Origin of the sequence: Anabaenopsis tanganyikae CS-531, assembly GCF_029891675.1 — a bacterium.
Lineage (GTDB): Bacteria > Cyanobacteriota > Cyanobacteriia > Cyanobacteriales > Nostocaceae > Anabaenopsis > Anabaenopsis arnoldii.
Genome location: NZ_JANQDF010000034.1, coordinates 1 through 25,721, shown reverse-complemented (window position 1 = coordinate 25,721; position 25,721 = coordinate 1). Strand labels below are relative to the sequence as shown.

The following is a 25,721-nucleotide window of genomic DNA, read 5'->3' as shown; positions in this document are numbered from 1 at the left end:
AGACCTAGGCAGATATTCAATGAATAATTAGGCGGGAACTACAAACTTTTCGGTACCAGCTAACCCAAAGGCGCTGTGAATAACCTGCAAAGCTTTGACACCATCTTCTTGTGCTACAACACAACTAATTTTGATTTCTGAGGTAGCAATCATTTGGATATTAATTTGGTTTTCGGCTAAAGCGTCAAACATTTTCGCCGCAATACCTGGTTGTCCCACCATCCCTGCACCAACGATACTTACCTTGGCGATCGCATTATCTAAGACAACCTCACCCCATTCTAATTCTCCCGCCACTTGAGTGAGCATTTTTTGTGTACTTTCCCCATCCATCTGCGAGACGGTAAAAGCAATATCCCTTCTAGGAATACCGTCAACTATTCGACACCGTTGAGATTGAATAATCATATCCACACTGACATTATGCTGTGCTAATAGTCCAAATAACCTGGCCGCCATCCCTGGTCGGTCGGGTACTTGACGAATTGCTAGACGTGCTTGGTTCATATCGAGGGCGACACCACGGACTGCGGGAGCAGATAACACAGCAATTGCTTCTGGTTTCTTAATGTCCTGGTCTTCTGCAATTTCAAAAGCTTGACGCAGTGCAGCCACAGCGCGATCGCACTCTGTCGCATCTACTACACAACTAACTTTAACTTCACTAGTAGAAATCATCTGAATATTTACTTGTGCTGCGGCTAAAGTCGCGAACATTTTAGCTGCTACCCCGGGGCGCCCAATCATTCCCGCCCCAGCAATACTGACCTTAGCAATATTTTGCTGTACCATCACCTCAGCCTCATCAGAGTTGGGGTGGTTTCTCAATGCTGGGGCGATGGCGGATGCTACCGCTTCCGCGCGTTTTAATATCGGTGCTGTGACGGTGAAAGCAATGTCATTAGTATTACCTTCATGTATAGACTGAATAATCAAATCTACATCTACATCTTGCCGGGATATTTCCCCAAATAACCGCGCTGCTACCCCTGGTTTATCGGGGACGCGCAACAATGCCACCTTGGCTTGGTCTGTATCAAACTCTACATCATCCACAGGGCGGGCAATTTCTAGATTCACTAGCGATCGCCCTTGGGGTTTAGGGGATGTTACCCAAGTACCAGGGTCATCACGCCAACTAGATTTTACCACCAGTGGCACCCCATAATTGCGGGCAATTTCCACAGCGCGGGGATGTAAAACTTTCGCCCCCAGGCTTGCGAGTTCGAGCATTTCATTACAGCTAATCTCCTCCATTAACTGAGCTTCTGCTACCAGGCGGGGGTCTGTAGTCAATATACCAGGGACATCGGTATAAATTTCACAAAAATTCGCCCCTATAGCCGCAGCAATAGCCACAGCGGAGGTGTCGGAACCACCCCGACCCAAAGTAGTAATCTCCATATCTCTGAGACTAGATATACCCTGAAATCCAGCAACTACAACCACTTTCCCTTGAGCAATTTGATGACGCAGCCGTTGGGTTTCAATATGTAAAATTCGGGCGCGGGTATGTTCAGCTTCAGTCACAATTCCTACTTGACCACCAGTCATAGAAATTGCTGGCTGTCCAATTTCTTGCAATGCCATACTAACTAAAGCAATAGTGACTTGCTCCCCAGTAGAAAGCAACATATCCATTTCCCTGCGGTTGGGATGGCGAGAAACTTCCTGAGCCATTTTCACCAGTCCATCTGTGGTTTTACCCATCGCCGAAACCACGACGACCACAGAGTTACCCGCCTTAACAGTCTTGTAAACACGCTGTGCAACAGCTTGAATACGTTCTACAGAACCAACAGATGTACCACCGTATTTTTGAACTATGAGCGCCATAAGTTTATATGTAATCAATGCTGCCTACTTTGATCAATGCCCCCCAGGGGAAGCCGAGAAAGTATTCCTGGTTGTTTAGTTTATTAATATCAGAATCAGCGCCGACAAAAAACCAGTAATTTCGCTTTGTTGGTAATACTGTGTTCCCTGTTCGGTGTTCCCTGTTCCCTCAGATAAAAATTACCTGTTGAAAACTTATTATCAAACATCCTCTCAGACACTGTTGTTACAAATTGGCACATTTGTTTTATAATTCTTAAACATCAGCATAATTTTGTCACTAATCTGTAGAAGTCAACAGCCGGGTGTATAAGAAGCTGTTGCAGGGCTGTAACACAGTAAAATTGAGGGATGCAAAATGTCAGATAGCCCAGGATTATATATTCTACTAGTCAGTGTTCACGGGTTAATTCGGGGTAAGAATCTAGAATTAGGGCGAGATGCTGACACCGGGGGACAAATTAAATATGCGGTAGAACTGGCTCAGGCTTTAGCAGCGAACCCACAAGTAGAACGTGTAGACCTGGTAACTCGTTTAATTAATGATCCAAAAGTTAGTTCCGATTATGCTCAACCGGTAGAAGTTCTGGGTGACAAGGCCCAAATTATTCGTGTTAATTGCGGTCCCCGGCGCTATCTGCGCAAAGAAGTTCTCTGGCCGCATTTAGATAATTTTGCCGATGAATTACTCAAGCACCTGCGCCAAGTGGGAAAACTACCCGATGTCATTCATAGCCATTACGCCGATGCTGGTTATGTAGGTTGTCGGGTTGCTGGTTGGTTAGGTGTACCGCTTGTGCATACTGGTCACTCCTTAGGACGTGTGAAACAACAACGACTTTTAGACCAGGGTGCTAAAAGGGAAACCATTGAAAGCACTTATCACATGAGTACCAGAATTGAGGCTGAGGAAACCACTTTGGCCAGCGCCGCTTTAGTTATCGCTAGTACCCATCAAGAAGTCACCGAGCAGTACGGTATTTATGACCACTATCAGCCTGATAGAATGGTGGTCATTCCGCCGGGGGTAGCACTCAAGGACTTTTACCCGATTCCAGAAAATTGGCAGGAACCAGGAATTTACCAGGATTTAAAACGATTTCTCAATCATCCGGAAAAGCCGATGATTATGGCGCTTTCTCGTCCAGCAATTAAGAAAAATGTCGGTACTCTGGTGAAAGCTTATGGTGAAGATCCACAGTTGCGTCATTTAGCAAATTTAGTCCTGATTTTAGGAAATCGCGATGACATCAGCACCATGGAATCAGACCCACGCCATGTGTTTGCAGAAATTTTTCACTTAATCGATCGCTACGACCTTTACGGATACGTCGCCTACCCCAAACACCATTCATCTGATGAAGTTCCGGAACTATATCGATTGGTGGCGAAAACACGGGGAGTGTTTATCAATCCCGCATTAACTGAGCCATTTGGTCTCACCTTAATTGAGGCTACAGCCTGCGGTGTGCCAATTATCGCCACATCGGATGGTGGTCCACGAGATATCCTGGAGGTCTGCCACAATGGAATGTTGATTGATCCTCTAGATGTGACCCAGATCCAGGATGCTCTGCGTACAGCCATCACGGATACAGAACAATGGCAAACTTGGTCTGAAAATGGATTACATCGAGTGCGGGATAATTTCTCTTGGTCTAGTCACGTAGAACGTTATCTCGAACAGGTGCAGCAGTTATCTCAACGACCAGTGCAATCTCAGCTGAGTCCCCTACCAAGGGCTTTAGCAAGTGACCTCCCTGATTGGAATATCCCTGACCAAAACCGGTTACCGATCGCAGATCGGTTTCTGGTTTGTGAAATTGATAATACCTTGTTAGGCGACCAAGAAGCTTTACACAAACTGATTGAGCGAGTACATCAGGAAGGTCAATCTACCGGCGTGGGTATTGCTACAGGGCGGAATTTGCAAAGTTCTTTGGATATGTTGGAAGAATGGGACTTTCCCAGACTAGATTTGCTGATTGTCTCGGCTGGTACTGAAATCTATTATGGACCCCAGGTAGTCCCAGATAGTAACTGGCAAAGACATATTAGTTACCATTGGAATGCTGAGGCTGTCCGTCAAGCAATGGAGACACTACCGGGTGTTTCTCTGCAACCCCCAGAAGCTCAAGGTCAGTTTAAAGTCAGTTACTTTATTGATGAAGTGAAATGTTTAAGCTTTAAGGAAATTATGCGTCATCTGCGGCGGCATAAGCTCCATGTTAAAGGAGTCTATAGCCATAATATGTATCTTGATTTGTTGCCTATCCGGGCTTCTAAGGGAGATGCTATTCGTTATTGTGCTTTGAAGTGGGGACTACCAATACAACGATTTTTAGTAGCAGGTGCATCTGGTAATGATGAATCAATGCTGTCTGGTAATACTTTGGGTGTGGTTGTGGGTAATTACAGCCGTGAACTGGAAAAGTTACGGGAATATCCACAAATTTACTTTGCTCAAGGAAATTATGCCTGGGGTATCTTGGAAGCACTAGACCGCTATGACTTCTTTGGCAGTCTATCTACAGCAAAAATGCAAACTATAGCAGATAATTAGCTGATTGTCAATGGATTTTCAGAACTACTAATGTCATATCATCGGTGTTTTGCCTTTCACCACCGATAAATTCCAGAACTTGCTCAAACAAATAATCTACAATCTCCTCTGGTCCACTGCAATACCTGCAAGCGGCATTAAAAGCAGCCACAAAATTCTCTTCATCGAAGCGATCGCCACTAGCCGCCGCCGCATCAGTCAACCCGTCTGTATAATAGATGACTGTATCCCCAGGTTCTAACTGTGCCTGGGCATTTTCGTATTGGCTATTGGCATCTAAACCAATCAGCATTCCCAAAGTATCCAAGCGGGTAATAGTTTTCGTGGCTGCGTGCCACCACAACGGAGGATTGTGTGCGGCATTACTATAAGATAAAACCCGATTTACAGGATTATATTCTGAGTAAAACAGAGTCACAAAGCGATGGGAATTTTCCAAATCCGCATACATAACGCGATTCAAATTTTGCAGAATTACACATGGGGAATTACCATGGAACACTTCGCCACGAAGCATTCCCCGCATCATGGTCATAATTAGTCCTGCTGGGACACCTTTACCCATGACATCGCCAATTACCAAACCCCAGCCCCTTGTTTCCTGGGTAGTTTTACCATTTAGCTGTACTTGATTGTGATTGGTGGGGATAAAGTCATAGTAATCTCCACCCACACGATTAGCGGGTTTACAGCGTGCGGCTAGGGTCGCACCGGGAATAATCGGACATTGACGGGGTAGAAGTCGCCGTTGAATTTCTGCCCCAATTTCTAGTTCTTGATCTAAGCGCTCTTTTTTCCTCAATTCTACGGCTAGTTCTTCGTTTTCAATGGCTACAGCTGTTTGATCTGCTACCAGTCTGACTAACTTTTGTCTGGTATCCGTCCAGCTATATTCAGGATCGCGGCTGAGGACGTAAAGCCAACCCCGTTCTGTATGCTTGACGAGAATTGCTGTGCCAAAGATTTGCACATCTGGATCTAAATAGCGATGGATTTGGTCATCTAACATCCCTGTAGCTGTTGCTAAAGGTCCTGTATGAGATAGAAGTGTGATTTGACTACTAGCTGTTTCTAGAGCTTTGCGGATATTCTTACGCTGGCGGCTATCCTGCCAGTGTAGTTGCTCTAAGCGAATTTGACCATTAGGTTTATGTAGGAATAAAGCACTACCATCTGCATCTGTGACTCGAGTGGCGATCAGTGGTATCAGCTGTAAAAACTGGTTCAAATTATTGAAACTTCTGAGGGCAAATCCTAAAGAACTGAGTAAATCTTGGATTTTATTTTGTTCTCGGCGCAACCGTTCCACAAGTTCTTTGAGTGCCACAACTGGTGTGACATCCGTCTTAGCACTACTATTAGTATCAGTGGGTTGAGAGGGCAGTTGAGACACAGGCAAAGGTATGATTGCACTTAATATAGAGTTTAGGTTACTGAATAAATCAAGTAAATTGCTAAGTTATATTGGGACAAGGTGGATATTTTTAGCAATAGTCACAAGACTTAACATCGAACTAGAGAGAATTATTGTATTTGCTTATGATATCTCTAGCTAAATATTGATGCAATTTCCATCAACAATGAGTAGGTAAAAATCAGCCAATACTCTCATAACATATAAATACCCTAATTTTTCTAGAACTTAATTAGCAAATCATACATCTTTGGAGTCAAAAAAATTTTAATTTTATTATTGCTCACAGGTTTCTCATCCCCAGCATTAACTTTTATAGGCAATTACTCCTTGCCTTAATTATTGAGTGTTCTGTTTGTATTTGACTCTGGGATGGGCAAAAATCAACACCCTTGAGATTTATCAATCCGTGATGTGGGGAAAACCAACACACCAAGACAGATGTCTGAGGAGATGAAACAATTTTTGCCGACTGAAACACCAGCTAAATGGGGGTCTGTGCCCTCGACTTTGTGAGCATAGCAAATTTTCCATCTAAATATCCCCCACAGGAGATGAATCAGCCAGACCCAGAAGAAATATTAACTAAAAAAATCCCAATTAGCCACTCAAGAGAGCTTCAACAAATTCGTAACTAGAAAAAGGACGCAAATCTTCCATACCTTCACCAGCGCCAATAAAGCGAATGGGCAAACCCAGCTGCTGCACCACGGCTAAGGCAACACCTCCCTTGGCTGTACCATCTAGCTTAGTTAAGACTACGCCCGTGAGTTGGGCGGCTTGGGAGAAAACTTGAGCTTGGCGCAATCCATTTTGACCTAAAGTGGCATCTAAAACCAATAGGGATTCTATTTTGGCATTAGGGGCTTTTTTGTCGATGATCCGGCGGACTTTGCCGAGTTCGTCCATTAAGTTTTTCTTATTTTGCAGTCGCCCGGCGGTGTCTACCAATAGTAACTCCGTTTCTCGTGCTTGGGCGGCGGCGATCGCATCAAAGACCACGGCGGCGGGGTCTGTATTTTTCCCCGGATTAGCAATGACTTCCACACCGCTACGCTGGCCCCACACCTTCACCTGTTCCACTGCTGCGGCCCGAAAGGTATCTGCGGCCCCAATCAAGCATTTATAACCAGATTTTTGGGCTAGGTGGGAGATTTTGCCGATAGTAGTGGTTTTCCCTGCCCCATTCACCCCGGTAATCAACCAAATATTCAAAGTTTCCTTTTCTGGGGCGAAGCTGAAACTTGGGGCTTTTTGTAGTGGCGCGTCTAACATATCGCGCAAAATTTGTTTCAGGTAGGCGATCGCCTCTTCTGGGGGCGTTACCTCTGCTAACAGTTTTTTCTGGAGGGTATTGACAATGTAATCTGTAGCCTCCACACCCACATCAGCTTGGAGAAGTGCGGCTTCTATTTCCGACACAGCCGCTTGATTGAGTGGTCCTTGGCCGACAATTGCCTTAAGTTGGTTAAGAATATTGCGGCGGGTTTTGTCTAAACCTTGCCGGAGTTTTTTCAGCCAGGTAATTTCCTCCACAGAAATATCTTCTGCTCGCCTACCTTGGGCGGCCAATACTTCTGCTGACCAGAGAAAACCTTCATCAAAAGCTAATGCTTCTTGATCTGGGGTAGTTTCTGCGGTGGTAGCTGGGGTTACCACCTCTGGTTGAGCCACTTCAATAGCCGCGGCTATCAGCCTTTCTTGCTTGGCTTGCCGTTCTGCGGCCGCCCGTTCTAAAAAGGATAAATTACTGGGGGCTGTGGGTTCTGGTGTAGCTGCATCTAGACTCCCTGAGTCTAGATTATTGGCAGTTTCCACATCTAACTCTGCTGTAAGGGCGACTTCACTGACTACAGGGGCGGTGTCTAGCACAGTTTCTATTGTTTGTGCTTCCACATCTGCGACTTCTGGTGCTGTTGTTACTGGTGAAGCTTGTTGTTTTTGCTGGATATTTTTATAAGCAGATTTGGCAAAGGCCAATAAATCTTCTGTGGGGTCTACTTGGGGTTCTGTTACTGGAGGAGTTACCTCTTGTTTTTCGGCGGCTGGGGTATCAGAAGAATCCTGATGTTGACGCTGGAACCAATTAAAAGCCATTACATCTATAAGTATTAGTTGATGATTTTAACTAAATATCCTCAAGGGTCTTGAGGATATTTGGGGGGGGGAAAATTTGCGCTTTAATCTACACAGGTGCTTTTTGTTCGGTAAATCGGCGCAGAACACCATTAATAAAACGATGACCCTCATCTCCACTGTAGCGTTTAGCTAGCTCTACAGCTTCATTAATAGCTACTCTGTCAGGCAGATTGAAAAACATCATTTCTGCCACTGCGATCCGCAAAATATCTCGGTCTATTTGGGCTAGGCGAGTCACTTGCCAATCTACTAAAGCTGAGGAAATATGTTCATCGATAATCACTCGGTGTTCGTTGACTATTTTCACCAGTTTAATGGCATATTTGCCAACTTCCTTATCTTGATTTGCTAATTGAATCAATTCTGGGAACTCAACTGCGGCTCCCAGTTGATTGATAGCGGTTTGGGTGTAGTTAATCGCCTCTTTCAGGAGGTTTCTGGCTGTATCGATGTCTGAAGCACGAGTTTGGCTAGTTAAGAGGCGATCATTACTGCGTTGTAGTTCTCCAGTAGCATTATCTAGAGTATCTTGCACTTCTGATCTCAGGGTGCGGACTGTGGCTAGTATTAATTTTGGTAGATGCTCTTCTGTTAATTTTTTGGGGTTAATTGGCAACTGGCTGAGACTTAAAAGTGCCAATTCACGGGCAATTTGCTGGGGTTTTCGTTCTTGCATTGAAGTATGTGCTTAAGCACTAATGAGAAAGGTGAGTATGGCCGCAATGGTGGCAAAGTCAAATAATCATACTATCTATTGACTGGAAACTTTGCCGTTTTCAGGGTTGTGTTTCTATATTGCGCTCCTGAGGTATAACTAGGGGGGGTAGAGTCTTATTCTCAGCGATAATCCCTCCAGAGACTAATACTTTAAAAGCATCTTCTATGGGGATAGATAGAGTTACTACCTCATCTTCTGGAACTATGGCATACCAGCCGGTGGTAGGATTGGGGGTACTGGGAATAAACACACTCAACATGGGACGGGGCATATGAGCTTGAATATCGGTACTGATATTACCGGTAACGAAGCCGATCGCCCATATTCCTTTTCGGGGATACTCTATTAGAATTACCCGGCGAAACTTGTCGCTGGAATCTTTGACCAGGGTTGCTAACAGCTGTTTGAGAGTTTTGTATACCTGCCCTGCTAGGGGAATTGCCTGCAATAGGCGCTCTCCCAAATCCAATAACCAACGCCCAGCAATGTTCCTAGCCATCAACCCTATTAAAAGAATACTTAGTAAAGGGACTGCCAGCCCCACAGCTAAATTCAGTATATTTACTACTATAGGTTGGAGTCCGTCAAAGGGATTGAGTTGTTTAGGAATTTTCGTCAGGAAGTTGATTACCCAATTAGCAATGGTAATAGTTAGCCAAATAGTTGTTGCTAAAGGAATAACTACTAATAAACCGGCAATTAGGTCATTTTTTAAGTCTTGTTTTAGCTGATTAATTCCCCAGTCTCTATGCTCCTGTTTGAGATTACTAGAATTTTTGTGATTGCTATTCATACCAGCACACTTATCAAATTCTCAAGAGTTAATTGTAATATTTAATACTTTAGCTAGAGGGTAAAGATTGCTAGCATCTGGAATAATGCTGTAAAAATATACACTTGCTGCTCAGGAAACAGCATTTTTCTAGTCGGGTGCATATAGAGATTGACTAAGGAAGAACATGGGGGATGGGATGTGTGAGACTTGTAAACCATTATTGCAAGTCTCTAATATACTACTGATCCTATCGCGCTGAGTGAAAAGCTGCTGAAAATTCTGTAAGTCTTAGATTACAGCTAAAGAAGGATGATAATTTGTCACTGAGCGGGGGTTTTTTTTGTGAAAATTAAGTTAATAATATTTATCTTCACTAGTGACCGAGATATGTTTCATCCTTCTTAAACCTGTCCAGCCAATAATGATATATCCCAGGGATAAGAGCAAACTACTCACACCAATTCGCAGTCCAGACTTCCAAGCGTTTCCTCTGGCTTGTTTTTCAGCTTCTTCGCGACGTTGGCGAATTTCGGTTAATCTTTGATTTGCTTGTGCTTGGGGGTCTGTTTGCTGGGCGATAAAAGTCTCGAGTTCTGAGGGATTGGCTTTAAATTTCTTGAGTAATTCTTTCTGTTGTGCGGGAAGTTGAGGGTTATTGAGTGCTTGTTGGTATGTTTGGTCATTTTTGAGCAGCTCGGTAAACTGACTTCTGAGTTGGTTGCGCAGTTGTTCTAATTGAGCTTTTCCTTGCTCATTGTTGATTTGGGCTTGGAATTGGGATAACCGATTGTTAACTTCATTTTCTGCTTGTTGAGCTTCTTGGCGGATTTGGCCGAGACTGTTGGCGCTCGCTTGTCGGACATTATTCAAGTGTAAGGGGAAAATTAAGAGGAAAATCAACCCTAAAATACTGGAGAGTATCAAGATAGGAAATCTGATATCTATAGGTTTGGGGCCATCGCTATGATGAACAGTATCAGCCCAATAACCGGCGAATAGCATTCCTATACCCACTAAAGGTACAATACCTCTGTCAACTAATGAGGTAGCTAAATTGATTTGCCATCCCGGATCGGTGGGTTGGAAGGGTAAAATCACAATTAAAAACTCTAGGAAGAAGGACAAAAGTAAAATTATCCCCACTACCTTGAGTGTCAAAGCAGCATTACCCGCAGCAAGACGATTAGTCATAATTATTTTTCGTGTATGAAAGTAATTTTCCTATTTAAAGTTACCTGAATATTGTTGCCAAATCGCTAAATCCTCTGGAAGATCCACATCACCTAAAGGAGGTAGGAAAGAAACTGATATTTTCAGGTTTTCAGCAATATTCATAGTTTGTTGTAAGACTTGAGAAGTTCCCCAATGGATATTAAACAATAATTCTGGGAAGGGACGACACAAGCCAATCAAGTAATAACCGCCGTCAATGGCCGGACCCAATACCAGGTCATGGGTGTGTAGCTGCTCAAAAGCTTGGGTGAGAATGTGAGCATTGATTCCGGGACAATCTACACCAATAATAATTACTTTTTGAGCGCCAGATTGCCAGGACTCAGTTAGCGATCGCCCCATGCGGGAGCCTAGATCTCCTTCTCCTTGGGTATGGTAGAGTAAATCATATCCTAGCCAATCTGCCATCAGTTGCAAGTTACCACCGGTGAAACGTACTTCCCAGGATATAGGAGTAGTTTTTTGTAGTGCTTGCACCTGAAGTATTGTATGTTCTGTCATCTGCCGTTGTAAATTGGCAGCACCCACAGCACCCAAAGCAGGTATAAGTCGGGTTTTGGTCTTACCTGGTTCTGGGTAGCGAGTAAAAATAATTAAGTGCTGTTGCTGAATATCTAAAAATTTTAGCACATTCTATATTAAGTAATTATTCGTTGATTAGCTTGATAATTTAGGGATTGTCCCAAATTGAAAAAACCCCCACTTGGGGGGTATAAGTATTCTCTCTCAGGTAAATAGTAAAAATTAAATCTTGTACTTGATACCTTTTTTCACAGCTTAGTAATGATTAAGATTAATTCCGGCTTCTTTAGCCATGGCTTCTAAGCCTTTGGTTTCTAGGGTTTTGATGGCTTTGGTGGAGAGCTTCATTTTTACCCAGCGATTACCACCGGCCCACCAAACACGCTTATTTTGTAGATTTGCGTGTTGTAGGCGTTTGGTACGGCGGTGAGAGTGAGAAATGTCAAAGGCATTGTTAGCTTTTTTACCAGTTAATTCGCAGCGACGAGACATAGCAACTATCTCCAAGTTTTTATTTGAATACAACCTTTCTATTGTAGTCCCCAAAAGGGCGTGTGTTTCTATTTGCTGGCTTGTTCTGTCAGCTTAGTCAGCACTTCATTGGAGCGTTCAACAAAGGATTTCATTCCTTGGGGGTCAAATCCTTTTTGAGTCATGAGGGCTAAATCATAGACGTGTTGACAAATCATGGTAACTAATGGCTCTGTAGATGATTGACCATCTCCCTGAATAATACTACCTTGGTTGAGATTTGCTAGGTTTTGAATCAGAGGATGAGCGGTATTCACCAATAAAATATGGTCTTCGGGGAATTCTACATTTTGTTGTTGCATCATGGCGCTCATTTCCCGCATACGACGCAGAATTTCTGGTAAGAGTACCATTGCGGGTGGTGTTCCTTGGGGGTCTTCTGATTTTAAGGCTTCGGTGCGGATGTTAACCTTGGGTTTGTTGAGGGATTTTTCAAAGAGTTCTTTAATGGTCTCGCTCTTGGTTTTGTTGGTTTTGGGGTCAACTATTTCCCCGGTTTTGTCTTGGTCTAGCAGGGTATTATCTAGGTCGGAGTCTACCCGGGTAAATTTCACATCGGAGTATTCCCGTTCTAGGAAGTTAATAAAGTGGGTGTCGATGAATGAGTCCATAAATAGGACTTCTAACCCTTGGTTTTTGTGAAGTTCTATATATGCGGATTGACTGGTTTCATCGGTGCTGTAGAATACGCGGTTTTTATGGCGTTCTTCGTTACGTTCCAGGTATTCTTTCAGGGTTGTGTATGGTAGAGCAGATGAGTTTGAGGTGGTAGTTTCCCACGCATCCCCTTCTGATGTGGGGGTTTCGGCTTTTTCTTCCAGTTTGGCTGTGGTGCGGAAGATGATGATGTCTTCGATTTGTTTTTTAAATTTCTCGTCGTTGAGAACACCGAATTTTACAAAGGTGCCGAGGTCTTTCCAAGCGTTGATGTATTGGTCGCGGTTGTCGCGGTATAATTCTTTGAGGCGATCGCCTACTTTCTTGGCTATATAGTCGCCGATTTTGCGCACTGTGCGATCGCCTTGTAATGCACTGCGGGAGACATTCAAAGGAATATCTGTACTATCAATTACACCCCGCATGGGCATAAGAAACTGGGGTATAATTTCTTCACAGTTATCGCTGACAAAAACTTGATTACAGAACAGCTTAATTTGTCCTTTAGTCACATCCACATCGGGGCGCATTTTAGGGAAATACAAAATCCCGTTAATAATAAAGGGGTAATCAGTATTTAAATGCACCCATAACAGCGGTTCTTCCTGAAAGGGGTACAAATAGCGATAAAATTCTAAATAATCTTCCTGAGTGAGGTTATGAGCAGACTCCCGCCAAGGTGCCTTTTGCCTATTCAAAACTTCACCTTCCAGTTTAATCGGTACTGGCATGAAGTCGCAATAAGTCTTGACAAGATTCCTAATTCGTGCTGCTTCTAAAAATTCTTCTTCCTCTCCTTGGAGGGTGAGAGTAATAGTAGTACCGCGTGTGCTGCGGGTGGACTCATCTAAAGTAAAAGCTGGGGAACCGTCACAGGTCCAGTGAACAGCTTGGGCTCCTTCTTTATAGGACAGTGTATCAATTTCTACTTTTTGCGCCACCATAAAGGAGGAGTAAAAACCCAAACCAAAGTGACCAATTATCGGTTGGTCTGATTTACCTTCATACTTGTGAATAAATTCTTCAGCACTGGAGAAAGCCACCTGATTGATATATTTCTTCACTTCTTCGGCGGTCATACCAATGCCATTATCGCTGATGGCTAGGGTTTTTTTACCTTTATCGATGGTAATTTGAATTTCTGGTTCACCGATATCGCCGCTAAATTCCCCAGCACGGGATACCATATTCAGCTTTTGGATGGCGTCAACGGCGTTAGATACTAATTCCCGGAAGAAGATTTGATGGTCTGAGTACAGGGACTTTTTGATAATGGGAAAAATATTTTCAGTATGAATACTGATTGTGCCTTGTTCGAGCATGACTGGTAAATTTGATGTTAATATCTGATTTTAGCTGTCAGTAGGATTTAGAGATTCCTACCTATAGAATTTTAAAGGTATAGTCCCGGCTATTGCACCGTAATTTGGGCATTGTTTCCCCCCCATGGTATGATTCGGATTTCCGTATCTTGGCTGAGATACTTAGGTCTACCCTAGGGGAGAACAGAGCTTTTTACTGGGTTTTTGACTCTAATACTGTGAGGGTGGAGGGTGAAATAGTCACTTTGAGGGGGACTGTTTTACTAAAGCTTAAACCCTGGTCTTGTTTATCGATGTAAATAGTGTCTCCAGGGATGAAGGTATTTTCTAGTAATTTGGTAGCTAGGGGGTTTTCTACTTCTCGCTGAATTGCTCTTTTTAAAGGACGTGCGCCGTAAATTGGGTCATAGCCTACTTCTACTAAATAATCACAGGCGGCGGCGGATATGTCAAAGGATATTTTCTGCTCTTGTAAGAGGTTTTCTACCCTTTTTAGTTGGATGCGGATGATGTCGCGCATTTCTGCACGGCTCAGGGGGTGGAAGAGGATGATATCATCTACCCGGTTGAGAAATTCTGGGCGGAAGTGCGATCGCAGTGCATCTGTGACCCGTTTTTGCATCATTTCATACTTACTCTCATCCCCAGACACATCTAAAATATATTCGCTACCGATGTTACTAGTCATGACTATGACGGTATTTCGGAAATCTACGACTCTACCCTGAGAGTCAGTAATTCTCCCATCATCTAAAACTTGCAGCAATATATTAAATACATCGGGGTGGGCTTTTTCGACTTCATCTAGTAGCACCACGGAATAGGGGTGACGGCGCACAGCTTCGGAAAGTTGACCCCCTTCCTCATAACCCACATATCCTGGAGGCGCACCTACCAGGCGAGATACGGAGTGTTTTTCCATATACTCGGACATATCCAAACGGACTAAAGCATCATCGGAATCAAAGAGAAACTGCGCTAAAGCCCTCGCTAGTTCAGTTTTACCTACCCCTGTGGGTCCCATAAACAGGAATGAACCAATGGGACGGCCGGGGTCTTTCATTCCCGCACGGGCGCGACGAATGGCTGCGGATACGGCGGTGACTGCTTCCTGCTGTCCAATTACCCGTTGATGTAAATGTTGTTCAAGTTTTAGGAGTTTTTGGCGTTCCGAGGCTAAGAGGCGATTCACCGGTATACCAGTCCACTTAGCGACAATTTCGGCGATGTCGGCTTCGGTGACTTGTTCGCGCAATAATGTAGAGCCTTGGCTTTGAATTTTTAATAGTTGGGCTTCTTTAGCTTCGCGATCGCGTTGCACCCCTTCGAGTTTACCATACTTTAACTGGGCTGCTTTATTCAAATCATAGGCTCTTTCTGCCTGTTCAATTTGCACCCGCAAAGCGTCCTCTTCTTTTTTTAAGCTACTAATAGCCTCTAATAATTGTTTTTCCCCTTGCCATTGTTCATTAAACTGTTGCTGTTTCACCGTCAAACTGGCAATTTCTTGTTCAATGCGCTCAAAGCGCTCCCTAGCTGGGGCGGTTTCCTTTTCTTCCCCCGCCAAAGATAGCTTTTCCATTTCCAACTGCATCAAGCGGCGGTCAATAGCTTCTAATTCCGCTGGTTTAGAGGTAATTTCCATTTTCAACTGAGCCGCGGCTTCATCTACCAAGTCTATGGCCTTATCTGGTAAAAAGCGGTCAGCAATATAACGGGCGGATAAAGTAGCAGCGGCGACTAAAGCTGAGTCAGAAATTTTGACATTGTGGTGAACTTCGTACCGTTCCTTTAACCCCCGGAGAATAGAAATGGTGTTTTCTACACTGGGTTGACCGACGACAACCTGCTGAAAACGGCGTTCTAGAGCTGCGTCTTTTTCAATAAATTTCCTGTATTCATCTAAGGTGGTCGCTCCAATACAGCGTAATTCTCCCCGAGCTAACATGGGTTTGAGTAAGTTACCCGCGTCCATGGCTCCTTGTTGATTGGAACCAGTACCGACAACGGTATGTAGTTCATCGATAAATAGGACAATTTGACCGTTAGACTCGGTGACTTCCTTGAGAACTGTTTTCAGGCGTTCTTCAAATTCCCCCCGCAATTTCGCCCCGGCGATTAAACTACCAATATCTAAGGAAATCAATTGACGATTTTTTAGAGATTCCGGGACATCGCCATTAACCATACGCTGTGCTAGAGCTTCGGCGATCGCAGTTTTACCCACCCCTGGTTCCCCAATCAGCACGGGGTTATTCTTACTGCGGCGAGATAATACCTGAATTACCCGGCGAATTTCGTCATCTCTCCCAATTACCGGGTCTAATTTTCCTGCTTTTGCTTGTTCTGTTAAATCTCTGCCAAATTTTTGTAGTGCTTCATAGCGAGATTCTGGGTTTTGGTCTGTTACCTTTTGGGTACCGCGAACACTTTTAATGTGAGTTCCTAACTTAGCGCTATCTGTGTCAAAACTTTTGAGAATCCGTTTTCCAATCCGTTCATCATCGGCAAAAGCCAAAATGATGTGTTCTACTGAGATATAAGCATCCTCCATTCTTAGCCTGGTTGCTTCTGCCTTATCTAGTAAGATATCTAAAGAGCGCCCCAGATAAAGCTGATCATTTTTCCCAACTTTGGGTTGACGCTTGGTAAAAGCTTCTAACTGCTGTTGTAACCGCAGGGGATCAACCTCAGCGCGGGTGAATATCCGCACAGCTAAACTGGTAGGTTCTTGTAAAAGGGCTATAATTAAATGTTCTACTTCTAATTGTTGTTGTTGATATCCACGCACTATATCCTGAGATTTGACAATCGCTTCCCAGGCTGTATCAGTAAATTTATTGGGATCTGTAGGCTGCATCTTTAAGGATTTGAGATTGGGTAGGTTCAGAAAAGTGTTAATCTGTGAGTTGTGGGTGACGGTCGGGCGCAGGTTTCTGACACTCTGGCCTGTTTCCCTGTAATTAGCCTAGGATGAAAATCTTGTTTAGTCATCCTGAATTATTTTCATGATTTTGCCAGTCACCGCACCCCATACAGTTAGGAGAAAACTCTTGTCATGGGGTGAAGATTGGGAGGAATTTCCTGAGCAATTGTAGCCGATGAGTGTCAGACCCAAAGCCGCCCATCCCTGACAGACTATCTTATCTAGGTGCTGACCCTTCCCATCTGAATTAGTTCAATTTTATATCCATCTGGGTCTTCTACAAAAGCAATAACTGTAGAACCGTGTTTCATCGGTCCTGGTTCCCGGGTTACCTTACCGCCCCGTTGTTTAATTGCCTCACAAGTGGTATAAATATCATCTACACCCAAGGCGATGTGACCATAGGCGTTACCTAAGTCGTACTTTTCTACTCCCCAATTATAAGTTAATTCTATCACGGTGTTTTGGCTTTCATCGCCGTAGCCGATAAACGCCAAGGTAAATTCCCCACCGGGGTAGTCTTTTTGGCGTAACAATTTCATCCCCAGGAGTTCGCAGTAAAATTTCAAAGATTCTTCTAGGTTACCTACTCTGAGCATTGTGTGTAGTAATCGCATATTCACCTTACTGTTAATTCTGACTTGTATTTTATTCTTCTATTATGAAGCCAGACTGCCTTAGGCGATCTGCTTGCAGCAGCGCTTCGCTATCGCCTAGGGTAAGTTGTAGCAATTACCTGGGTAAATTCGATACTAAGTGAAAATGGGATTTGCTCAGTGCAGCAGCGATCGCGCAATCAACCCCGACACTGCGATCTGTGCGATCTGCTTGCAGCAGCGCTTCGCTATCGCCATGAAGCTCGACAATGGGGATCCGGGGGTTAGAAACCCCCGTCTGAAAGCGAAAGTCGGATGAATCCGACTGGCTGACTGTTAAATGTAACCAGAGTAAGATCCCCGACTTCTCACATAATTAAAGATAGTCTAGGATGACTGAGCTAGAAGTCGGGGATCTGTGTGACTGTGATAGGGGGCGTAAGATCCCCGACTTCTCACATAATTAGAGATAGTCTAGGATAATTTAGCTAGAAGTCGGGGATCTGTGGGGAGAGTAAGATCCCTGACTTCAGGTATGGGGATAAGCTGCTCGGTGCAGCAGCGCTTCGCGATCGCCTAGGGTACGTTGTAGCCATTATCCCTGTAAATTTCATACTAGATGACAAACCGATTTTTACTATATTCTACAGCTTCTTTGGTTGAAAGTTTAACGCTGGAGTTATTACTGCGAAGGTAAAATACCTCTTCTTCTCTACCGCTATTATCTTTAACTTTTACATATACAGGTTTGGGTGAAGGTTTAACAATTACTCGACATACATCCTGTCCACTTACTTGATGAAAGGTAATTTGGAATAGTGTACCACTATCTTTACCTATTTCTCTTAACAGTAAATCATTATTTAAAAACAGCATATAGCCGTCGTTATTTTGTTTTCTCAATGTTTGATAGTCATTTGTTAAGCCCAAGGGTTCGCCGTCGTCATTTACTCCAATTAATAATGTACCTCCATCTGCATTTAAAAATGCCGCAACAGTTTTGACGATTTCATGTTCCATTGCTTTATCTTGTTTATTGTCCCGTAAATTCCAACGGGATGTTGATTTGAATTCGATTTTTGCCCCTTCTCCCTGTTGAATTAATTCGATAATTTCTGCATCCCCAGTCAGGGGTGCAAAGGTGCGGTAAGCCTCTAATGCTGCTTGTTTGACTGGTTCGGGAACAATGGGGAATGTGGTGAGAATATAACTAAATTCTGCTTCTGTTAAACCGTAAACATGGGCTATGATTCCATCTAGTTCTGCACGCAGTTGGGCGCGTTCTGTTTCGTTGGTTACGCCATTTTTATGAGATTCTAGTCCTACTTCTTGGGCGAGTTCGTCAAATTCTGGTGTGGTACAAATAAGTTTAGCTGTACGTTGTACTATGTCGTTAAAGTATTTATCTCCTTCTGTTAAGCGTGGTACTGGTAGTTGGTAAACAAAAAACATATTCAGGTTAGTAGTTACTTTTTGGCGTAAACAATAATCAATCACAAAACTATTAAATATTGTTATTCCAAATAACATTTCTTGGTTATTTATAGCAACTTGATAATCTTCTGAATATATTTGTGACACCAATAATGAGTTACCACAAAATACAGATTGAGGTACAATACTTGAAATTAATGAACGCTCATTTGTACTAGATGCTACTGAACGAAAACCAAGTCTATATGTTTGATAATCTAAATCTTGACCCTCATCAATCCCATTCTTGCCTAATAACGCTTTCCTCCCTTTCTGTTCATCTACCCAATACCTGGGTTGAGCATAAAGGTGAGTAAACTGATGAATCATTTTCCCTTCGTAAAGTGGTAATTTCCCCTTCCCTGGTTGCTGCTGAAATAACTTGCTATCATTTGTCATATCAAATTCACGAGTTAACCGCAAATTCCACTTACCGTTTATCTTTTCACCAAGTAAGGGAAACTTGAGCATTTTTTCAGCAATATTAATATCTACCTCTTTCTTAAACTCCATCACAGAAAGAGAATCAGGTGATAATCTACGAATTAAAGGCACTGAAATTTGAATATGTTCATCATGATTTTGTAAAAATAGCTCAATTTCATTAACTCGCACAGCTTCTCGTGGGTCGATACGAAATGCAGACCTAAATGAATTTGTCACTCCTCCTTTTTCAAAAGTTAATAAGCAGAATTTAAAGCGATGGTCTACACCTTCAAAAATAAATCTTTCATTAGACAGTCCAAATACTGCATCAATCTTAGTTTGGGTAAATAACATTTCCCTGAGTTGCTTAGTACCCAAATCTGTGTAAATACCAGAGGGAATAATAATCCCACACTCCCCACCTTTGCGTAATAGGTTAAAACATTGTTCTACAAATAATTTATATAAGTTAATATCTGTACCAGACTTTTTACCATTGACAACAGAAATCTGATTTTTATACTGTTCTGCTGAACGATAGTAAGCACTGACATGGGGAAATTCACTCTGATATTGTAACCAAGCTTCAGCAATTTTAGGAGTTTGTAAAAGTTTCTTTTGTTCTTTCTCAAACTCTTTAATATTCATTTTGGTTTTTCTCACTAATTCATTATGCTGAAGGAAAAACTCTCTAGCATTAGGCTTAAATATTTCCCAAGGTGGGTTTGTGATAATTGCATCGAAACCTTTTTTATTCTTTTGTAAAATTTCATCAAACTCGTAACCCCAATGAAAAGGTTGAAAAGCTTCAATATCAGCCAGTGTTAAATCCCGTTTTTGTGATTTACCATTTAATTGTACTTCCTCGTATTTAATTCTTAATTTTTTAAACTCTTGCAACAAAATATCATTCAAATTATTTTGTGCTTCTGCTTTTTTAGCATCAATATCTTGACGTAATGCTTGTAAATCTTCACTATAACTACTAGCATGACGATAAGCAGAAATCAGGCGATTTTTTTCTTCTAATAACTGACTGTAAGTCTTACTGAATAAATCCAACTGTCCCCGACGAGAAGAATCATAATCTGCTTCATTTATCTGCATCAAACCAATTAAAGAATTACCTGCCATAATATTAAAATCAATATTAGGTAATGGTTCTAATTCATCCACAGTATGAGCAGAAGCAACCAATTCTAAAAATAACCGCAGTTTGGCAATTTCTACCGCTTCCGGCATGATGTCAACGCCGTAAAGATTATTAGTGATAATTTGCTTTTTAATATAATATTGTAGAGAAATATGTGCGGCTCTGTCTTTATCTAGACGCTGTTTAAGACTCGGATCTTTAATTCTAATTTCAATCGTGGCAATTACACTAGAATAAATGTAAATCAGTGTTTGCAGTGCCGCAATCAAAAATGCACCAGAACCACAAGCCGGATCTAATAAAGAAAGATTTGGTAAAATATCATAAAGTAACCGTTGACATAAATTACTATCTAGTTTGGTAATTAAATCATTAATACTGTCAAACTTGCGGGGTGCTGCTAATTGGTTTACCTGGTCGAGAATGAGTTTATTGATGGTTCTGTCGCATAAATAAGAGGTAATTTCCGGACGGGTATAGTAAGCACCGAAAGCTTTTTGGTTAATATACTTTTCAAAAATATAACCTAATACATAGGGATTAATTTCATTATCATTACCTCCTAGTGTATCATCCAAATTCCAAGAGAATTTAGCAAATAAATTCAATACATTTTCAAAAGCCGAATCCGGGATAGAAATATTATTGTATTCTTGCTCAATTTTATGCTTTAAAAATAATCCACCATTCAAATATTTAACATCACCAATTAATGCTTTAGCGGGTTCAAGACGTTGTTCTTCAGGTTTCGCAAACCCTTCAAAGAACAAAGCGTTTAAAAATTCTTGAAAAAATAAATTTTCACCTCTTGCTTGACTTTTTTGTAATTGATTTTGCAAATAGAGAGTATTATCAACATCATCTGCAAACCCCTTAATAAATCCCTTGCGTTGGAGAAAATAGACAAGCATTAAGCGGTTCAGTAAAACCGAGGTATACCAACGCCTATCTGCTTCATTATCAATCCCCTTAATTAAACTTAAAAAAGTAGTATGTTGTTGTTGAAATTCATTGAAAAATTTCTTGGTTACTCGTTCAACATCGAAACCTCTTTGTAACCGTTCTGCAATATCAATAACTGTAATATTTTCTAATTCCTCGATAGGAACTCGTAAAGCACTAATTTTACCTAAGAGTAAATCACCGGCTTGACTTTTAGTATAAACATGGTTGCGGGGATAAATTTTATTTCCTTCTCTCTTCACCCAATACCATAATGATTGAGTGCGCTCACTATCAATAAAAATTAACAAATTTTCTAAATGTAATTCAGCGATTTCTCTATAAATTGCCTCAAGGGTCTGACTATTAGGTATTTGACCAGAATCAGAGGTAATTTGCAATACAACTGCCCCCGCTAATTCTGCTATTTTACTACGGGTGTAATTTTCGCCATCAACTTCCATCACCACAGGTTTTTCTCGTCCTGGAGACTCCCACCCTAGTTGTTGGATGAATAAGTCCTGAAAATTAAAATTTTGCAGCAGTTCGCGGCTTGAGGTGAAGTCAATGGACATATTATTTAAGATAAAGAAACTGCATGAACCAGCCATAGTCCCCAAATACTTTGATGGTGACTAGCATCATTAGTTTTTAATTATACGCAATAGGTGTAATATATGTCATGTTAAAAAAAAGTGAAGATTAGTTTACGCCTGTTACGCTTGAAACAATCCCAATGAACAAATAATTTGGGGTTCTCGCTTCTCTACTTCTTCACTGACAATACACAAGCGTTCGTCCATTCGCAGTGCTACCACTAAGTCCGCCAACTGCTGATTACTGATACCGCTTCGTAGTTGCCGATTGAGAGTATCAATTGCTGACTGTCGCAAGGGATAACGGTAAATATCATCAATAGCTTTCAGCAGTTCATCTGTGACAAAAAGTGTACCTTTCATCTCCTGTGCATAACTTTTGAGTTGTTCATAGGTACGGAATCTTGCACCAGAAGGTCTTCCCAACTGACCACCAGCATTTTTTTCTTCTTGGGCAATTAATTCCGCACCCTTTTTCACTAATTCATGGTGCTGCTGATTTTTAGGTATAGCTGGTGTAGATTCTGCACAGGCCGCCGCCCTCAGCACTCCCAATTGGGATTGAGTAACGCTGTTACCTTCCCTGTCAACATAAATTAAGGAATCATTACCATCGGTGGTTTTCATGTACAGTAGTACGCCTTCTGGTTGCACAGGTTGGGGAGTATGAGCGCGGGTGGAATAAACCACACTTGGCATTTCTTCAATTATCTTTTTCAAAGCTGGGTTATTATCAGTGGCTTTTTTCCAAATTTGAAATGCTTCTGAGGTTAAATCTACTTCTGCATCTTCTTCCCCATCTAAAATTCCCGATTTTTCATTATATAAATCAAGAATTACTTGAGTATCGTCATCTTCAAAAAATGCTTCATCTGTTCCTACAACTTCGGCATTTTCTTGTAATCTTTGGCGAAGTCTCCCCCGTAAATTAATAATCCGTTCTACTCCTTCTGCTGGTAAAAAGGAATAACAGAGAATTTTTTCGGCATTTTGTCCAATTCTGTCTACCCGTCCAGCCCTTTGAATTAAACGGATAATTGCCCAAGGTAAATCCCAATTGACAATAATTGCACAATCTTGTAAGTTATGACCTTCGCTGAGAATATCAGTGGCAATTAAAACGCGCAGTTCTTGTTTTGATGATATCTGTTCTCGTTTACCATTACTCACAGGACTAAATCTGCTGGTAATTTCTGTTGGATGTTTAGATTGTCCTGTTACTCCAGCCACATTAGTAATATTCCAAGTTGGCAAATTCTCAGTTAGATAATGAACTGTATCTGCAAATTGTGTGAAGATTAGAACTTTTTCATGAGGGTGAGTTTTGGTTAAAAGGTTAACTAGGGCTGCAAGTTTTGTATCTGTCTGAAGTTGCCATTGTCCAAGTTCCTGTAATATTTTTATTAAAGATTTGGCATCTGCTAATAAATCTCGTTTCAATCTTTTAACGTCAAATAATGTAGAACGTAGCCACTTAAATCGCTTTTTATATTTGGATGTATATTCTTGGTAAATTGATTCTGCTTTTTGAGAAAAACTCTTTTCTGTGACAGTTGTATTTTCCTGTTCTTCTTGTGGAATCTCGTTACTAGAATCATCATCTTCTGTTTCTGTATCAAATAAAGTTGCTGCAACTGAATCTGTATCTTCATCGTTATTCCTAGTATCTAATAGTTCAGCATCCTGAGTACCAATAGGAATATCTAACCCCTGTTCTATTGCATATAAATAAATAAAGTTACGTAAAATATGGCGTTCAATTGATTGAACAAAAGCAATACCGCTACTTTCTAAGCGTTTAAATAAGTTGGTACGGGAAAAACCCATCAACCTTCTCCCACCGCGAAATAAACTATTTAGTTGGCGTTGTTCTGATTCTGTCGGTGGTTGTTTATGTTTGGAATTAATGTAATTACCCAGTCCATAGCGGGGTAGATTAAGTTGATTAATTACTTCGACTATTGATGCGGAATAAAGTTGAGAGTATGGGTCAGAATTGGCATTTTCTAAGGTGAATTTAATGGTACGAGGTATGCGGTCTGGGAAAAAAGAACGACTGCCATCTGCAAATTTTAAATATTTACGTCCAGCTTCGTCAACATGGGCATAATTTTCTTTAATAAATGAACGAGTCCGACGTACCATGTAGCGTTTCATCAATTCTCGCCAATCATCAGGATGTTCGCTTTTTTCAAATGCTGCTAAGGAACGTACAGAACATTGATGCTTTTTAATAAACTCTAATTCTCCTCTAGTTCCGCCTCCTAGTTCATTAATTAAAGCTTCTGGTCTAAATCCCAAATTTTCGTCTTCTGGGACAAATAGCCGCAATTGGGAAGAAAGGTCTAAATAAGTTTTATTGTAGGGAGTAGCAGATAAGAGAATACATTTACTTTCATTAGCAGCGATATATTCGGCAATTGCTCGATAACGTTTTCCTTCCCGGTTACGTAAATTATGACTTTCATCAATTAATACAACGCGGTATCGGCGTAGTTCTGGTAATTGATTCTGGACTTTACTAATTGGCATTACCTTAGCATACAGCCGATATTTATCTACATATTCTTGCCACATTTCTACTAAGTTTTTAGGACAAATAATCAGGGTCTCTAAATAACAATCTTCTTGTAATATTTTCCCTAGGGCAGTTCCTACTAAGGTTTTCCCTAAACCAACTACATCCCCAACCAGTACACCCCCACGTCTGGTAACATGACGTGCTGCTAATTGTACTGCTGCTTTTTGGAATTCAAACAAGTTATTAAATTCACGGGGAATGCGAAATTCGGAAATTCCGGCGATAGCTTCATGGGATAGATGATAAGCAATCTTGAGGTAGATATGATAAGGAGGAATTAATTCTGATCTTGCCCAACTTTCATCAATAATTTGCCCTAATTCTTGGGAGATATCTATACAACCGTAATCTTTCCAACGGTCGTCAAACCATTTTTGGAGTTTATTACAAGCATCATGATCTAAAATGTCAACGTTTAATTCTCCTTGCTTTGCCAAACCAGGAAGTGTGAGGTTACTGCTACCTAAAAATCCTACTGTGGGTGTGTTCGGGTCTTGGCGATGGACAAGATATAGTTTGGCGTGGAGAGGGTGGCGCAAAAACAGTTTAATAATTAATTTTTTTGTTTTCAGTTGGTGACTTAATCGCCTTAACCCTGTTTCATCTTCATTGGTAGGCGCACCAATAGTTAACTGTTGGCGAAATTCAGAGGCCATGCGTTTTTTGAAGCGAACAATAGCACTATTATCAATTTTTCCTTCACCAGTACCAAGGGTAAATGCAGCATGGAATTCATCACTGGGTAAAGCTTGCATTCCTATTAGTAACCGACAACAAGCGCGTTCTCCACCAATATATTGTTCAATTAAATCATCTATTTTTCGCCAACCTCTCAGATTAAAATAGCCCACACAAAAATCTGCTCTATAGGAGACTTTAAGTGTATCTCTTAATATGGGCAATAATTGTAATTCTATGTTGTCAAATATGCGCGGCATAATTTATTTTTATCAATTATTAAATTGACCTAATTTTTGCTACTAAAATCTTTTTTACCTTTTGTTTGACTTAGATTAACTCAGATAAATATTATTATTTATTTTAACAAAAAAACGATTTTATGTAGTTATTTTTATATAAGTTTTTAATATAAAAATAAGTTATTAATAGGACTGACGCAACTGGCACAGGCGATCTGCAAGCAGATCGCTAAATGAAAGTACATTAGTATTGGGTTTTATAGCAACGGACATATTGGTTAGGACATCATCATTATGGTTTTAAGGGAACAGGGAACAGGGAACAGGGAACAGGGAATAGTGAGTAGGGAATAGTGAGTAGGGAATAGGGAATAGGGGATAGGGGATAGGGAATAGTG

The 25,721-nt window shown here is 41.5% G+C and carries 14 protein-coding genes; 1 reads left to right on the top strand and 13 read right to left on the bottom strand.

Translation table 11 applies throughout. The features are described from left to right. Positions 1 to 27: 27 nt before the first annotated feature. Positions 28 to 1,836, bottom strand: a complete 1,809-nt coding sequence (locus tag NWP22_RS03750; RefSeq protein WP_271730946.1) for an aspartate kinase — start codon at positions 1,834 to 1,836, stop codon at positions 28 to 30. 358 nt (positions 1,837 to 2,194) lie between these two features. Here NWP22_RS03750 and NWP22_RS03745 point away from each other — a divergent pair, with 358 nt between their 5' ends. After that, complete coding sequence (locus NWP22_RS03745) at positions 2,195 to 4,399, top strand: HAD family hydrolase (protein WP_271730944.1); 2,205 nt, start codon at positions 2,195 to 2,197, stop codon at positions 4,397 to 4,399. 7 nt (positions 4,400 to 4,406) lie between these two features. Here the strand turns inward: NWP22_RS03745 and NWP22_RS03740 are convergent, their stop codons facing one another. From NWP22_RS03740 to NWP22_RS03685, 12 genes are all read right to left on the bottom strand, one after another. Then, positions 4,407 to 5,798, bottom strand: coding sequence for a PP2C family protein-serine/threonine phosphatase (locus NWP22_RS03740; protein WP_271730942.1), 1,392 nt, complete (start codon positions 5,796 to 5,798; stop codon positions 4,407 to 4,409). 615 nt (positions 5,799 to 6,413) lie between these two features. Beyond that, positions 6,414 to 7,910 carry a signal recognition particle-docking protein FtsY gene (gene ftsY, locus NWP22_RS03735; protein WP_271730940.1) on the bottom strand — a complete coding sequence of 499 codons (1,497 nt, stop codon included), beginning with the start codon at positions 7,908 to 7,910 and terminating at the stop codon, positions 6,414 to 6,416. A gap of 88 nt (positions 7,911 to 7,998) precedes the next feature. Further along, entirely contained in the window at positions 7,999 to 8,628 is a 630-nt protein-coding gene (nusB, locus tag NWP22_RS03730; RefSeq protein ID WP_271730939.1) for a transcription antitermination factor NusB, read from the bottom strand. 100 nt (positions 8,629 to 8,728) lie between these two features. Further along, the gene (locus NWP22_RS03725) at positions 8,729 to 9,463 is read right to left on the bottom strand and encodes a DUF502 domain-containing protein (RefSeq protein WP_271730937.1); all 735 of its coding nucleotides are present in this window, start codon (positions 9,461 to 9,463) and stop codon (positions 8,729 to 8,731) included. A 336-nt stretch (positions 9,464 to 9,799) separates the two neighbouring features. Next, entirely contained in the window at positions 9,800 to 10,636 is an 837-nt protein-coding gene (gene hpsJ-B / locus NWP22_RS03720; protein WP_280801529.1) for a hormogonium polysaccharide biosynthesis protein HpsJ, read from the bottom strand. Positions 10,637 to 10,666: 30 nt separating this feature from the next. Further along, positions 10,667 to 11,308, bottom strand: coding sequence for a TIGR04282 family arsenosugar biosynthesis glycosyltransferase (locus NWP22_RS03715; RefSeq protein ID WP_271730935.1), 642 nt, complete (start codon positions 11,306 to 11,308; stop codon positions 10,667 to 10,669). A gap of 147 nt (positions 11,309 to 11,455) precedes the next feature. Further along, positions 11,456 to 11,692 (bottom strand): 50S ribosomal protein L28, encoded by a 237-nt coding sequence (gene rpmB / locus NWP22_RS03710; RefSeq protein ID WP_271730934.1) that lies wholly within the window; start codon positions 11,690 to 11,692, stop codon positions 11,456 to 11,458. A gap of 68 nt (positions 11,693 to 11,760) precedes the next feature. Then, positions 11,761 to 13,710 carry a molecular chaperone HtpG gene (gene htpG / locus NWP22_RS03705; RefSeq protein WP_271730932.1) on the bottom strand — a complete coding sequence of 650 codons (1,950 nt, stop codon included), beginning with the start codon at positions 13,708 to 13,710 and terminating at the stop codon, positions 11,761 to 11,763. Positions 13,711 to 13,903: 193 nt separating this feature from the next. Further along, complete coding sequence (gene clpB, locus NWP22_RS03700; RefSeq protein WP_280801528.1) at positions 13,904 to 16,570, bottom strand: ATP-dependent chaperone ClpB; 2,667 nt, start codon at positions 16,568 to 16,570, stop codon at positions 13,904 to 13,906. Between the two features lie 287 nt (positions 16,571 to 16,857). Continuing rightward, positions 16,858 to 17,253, bottom strand: a complete 396-nt coding sequence (gene gloA, locus NWP22_RS03695) for a lactoylglutathione lyase (RefSeq protein WP_271762409.1) — start codon at positions 17,251 to 17,253, stop codon at positions 16,858 to 16,860. A gap of 594 nt (positions 17,254 to 17,847) precedes the next feature. Beyond that, positions 17,848 to 21,801 carry an Eco57I restriction-modification methylase domain-containing protein gene (locus tag NWP22_RS03690; protein ID WP_280801527.1) on the bottom strand — a complete coding sequence of 1,318 codons (3,954 nt, stop codon included), beginning with the start codon at positions 21,799 to 21,801 and terminating at the stop codon, positions 17,848 to 17,850. A gap of 141 nt (positions 21,802 to 21,942) precedes the next feature. Then, positions 21,943 to 25,341 carry a helicase-related protein gene (locus NWP22_RS03685; protein ID WP_280801526.1) on the bottom strand — a complete coding sequence of 1,133 codons (3,399 nt, stop codon included), beginning with the start codon at positions 25,339 to 25,341 and terminating at the stop codon, positions 21,943 to 21,945. Positions 25,342 to 25,721 lie beyond the last annotated feature (380 nt).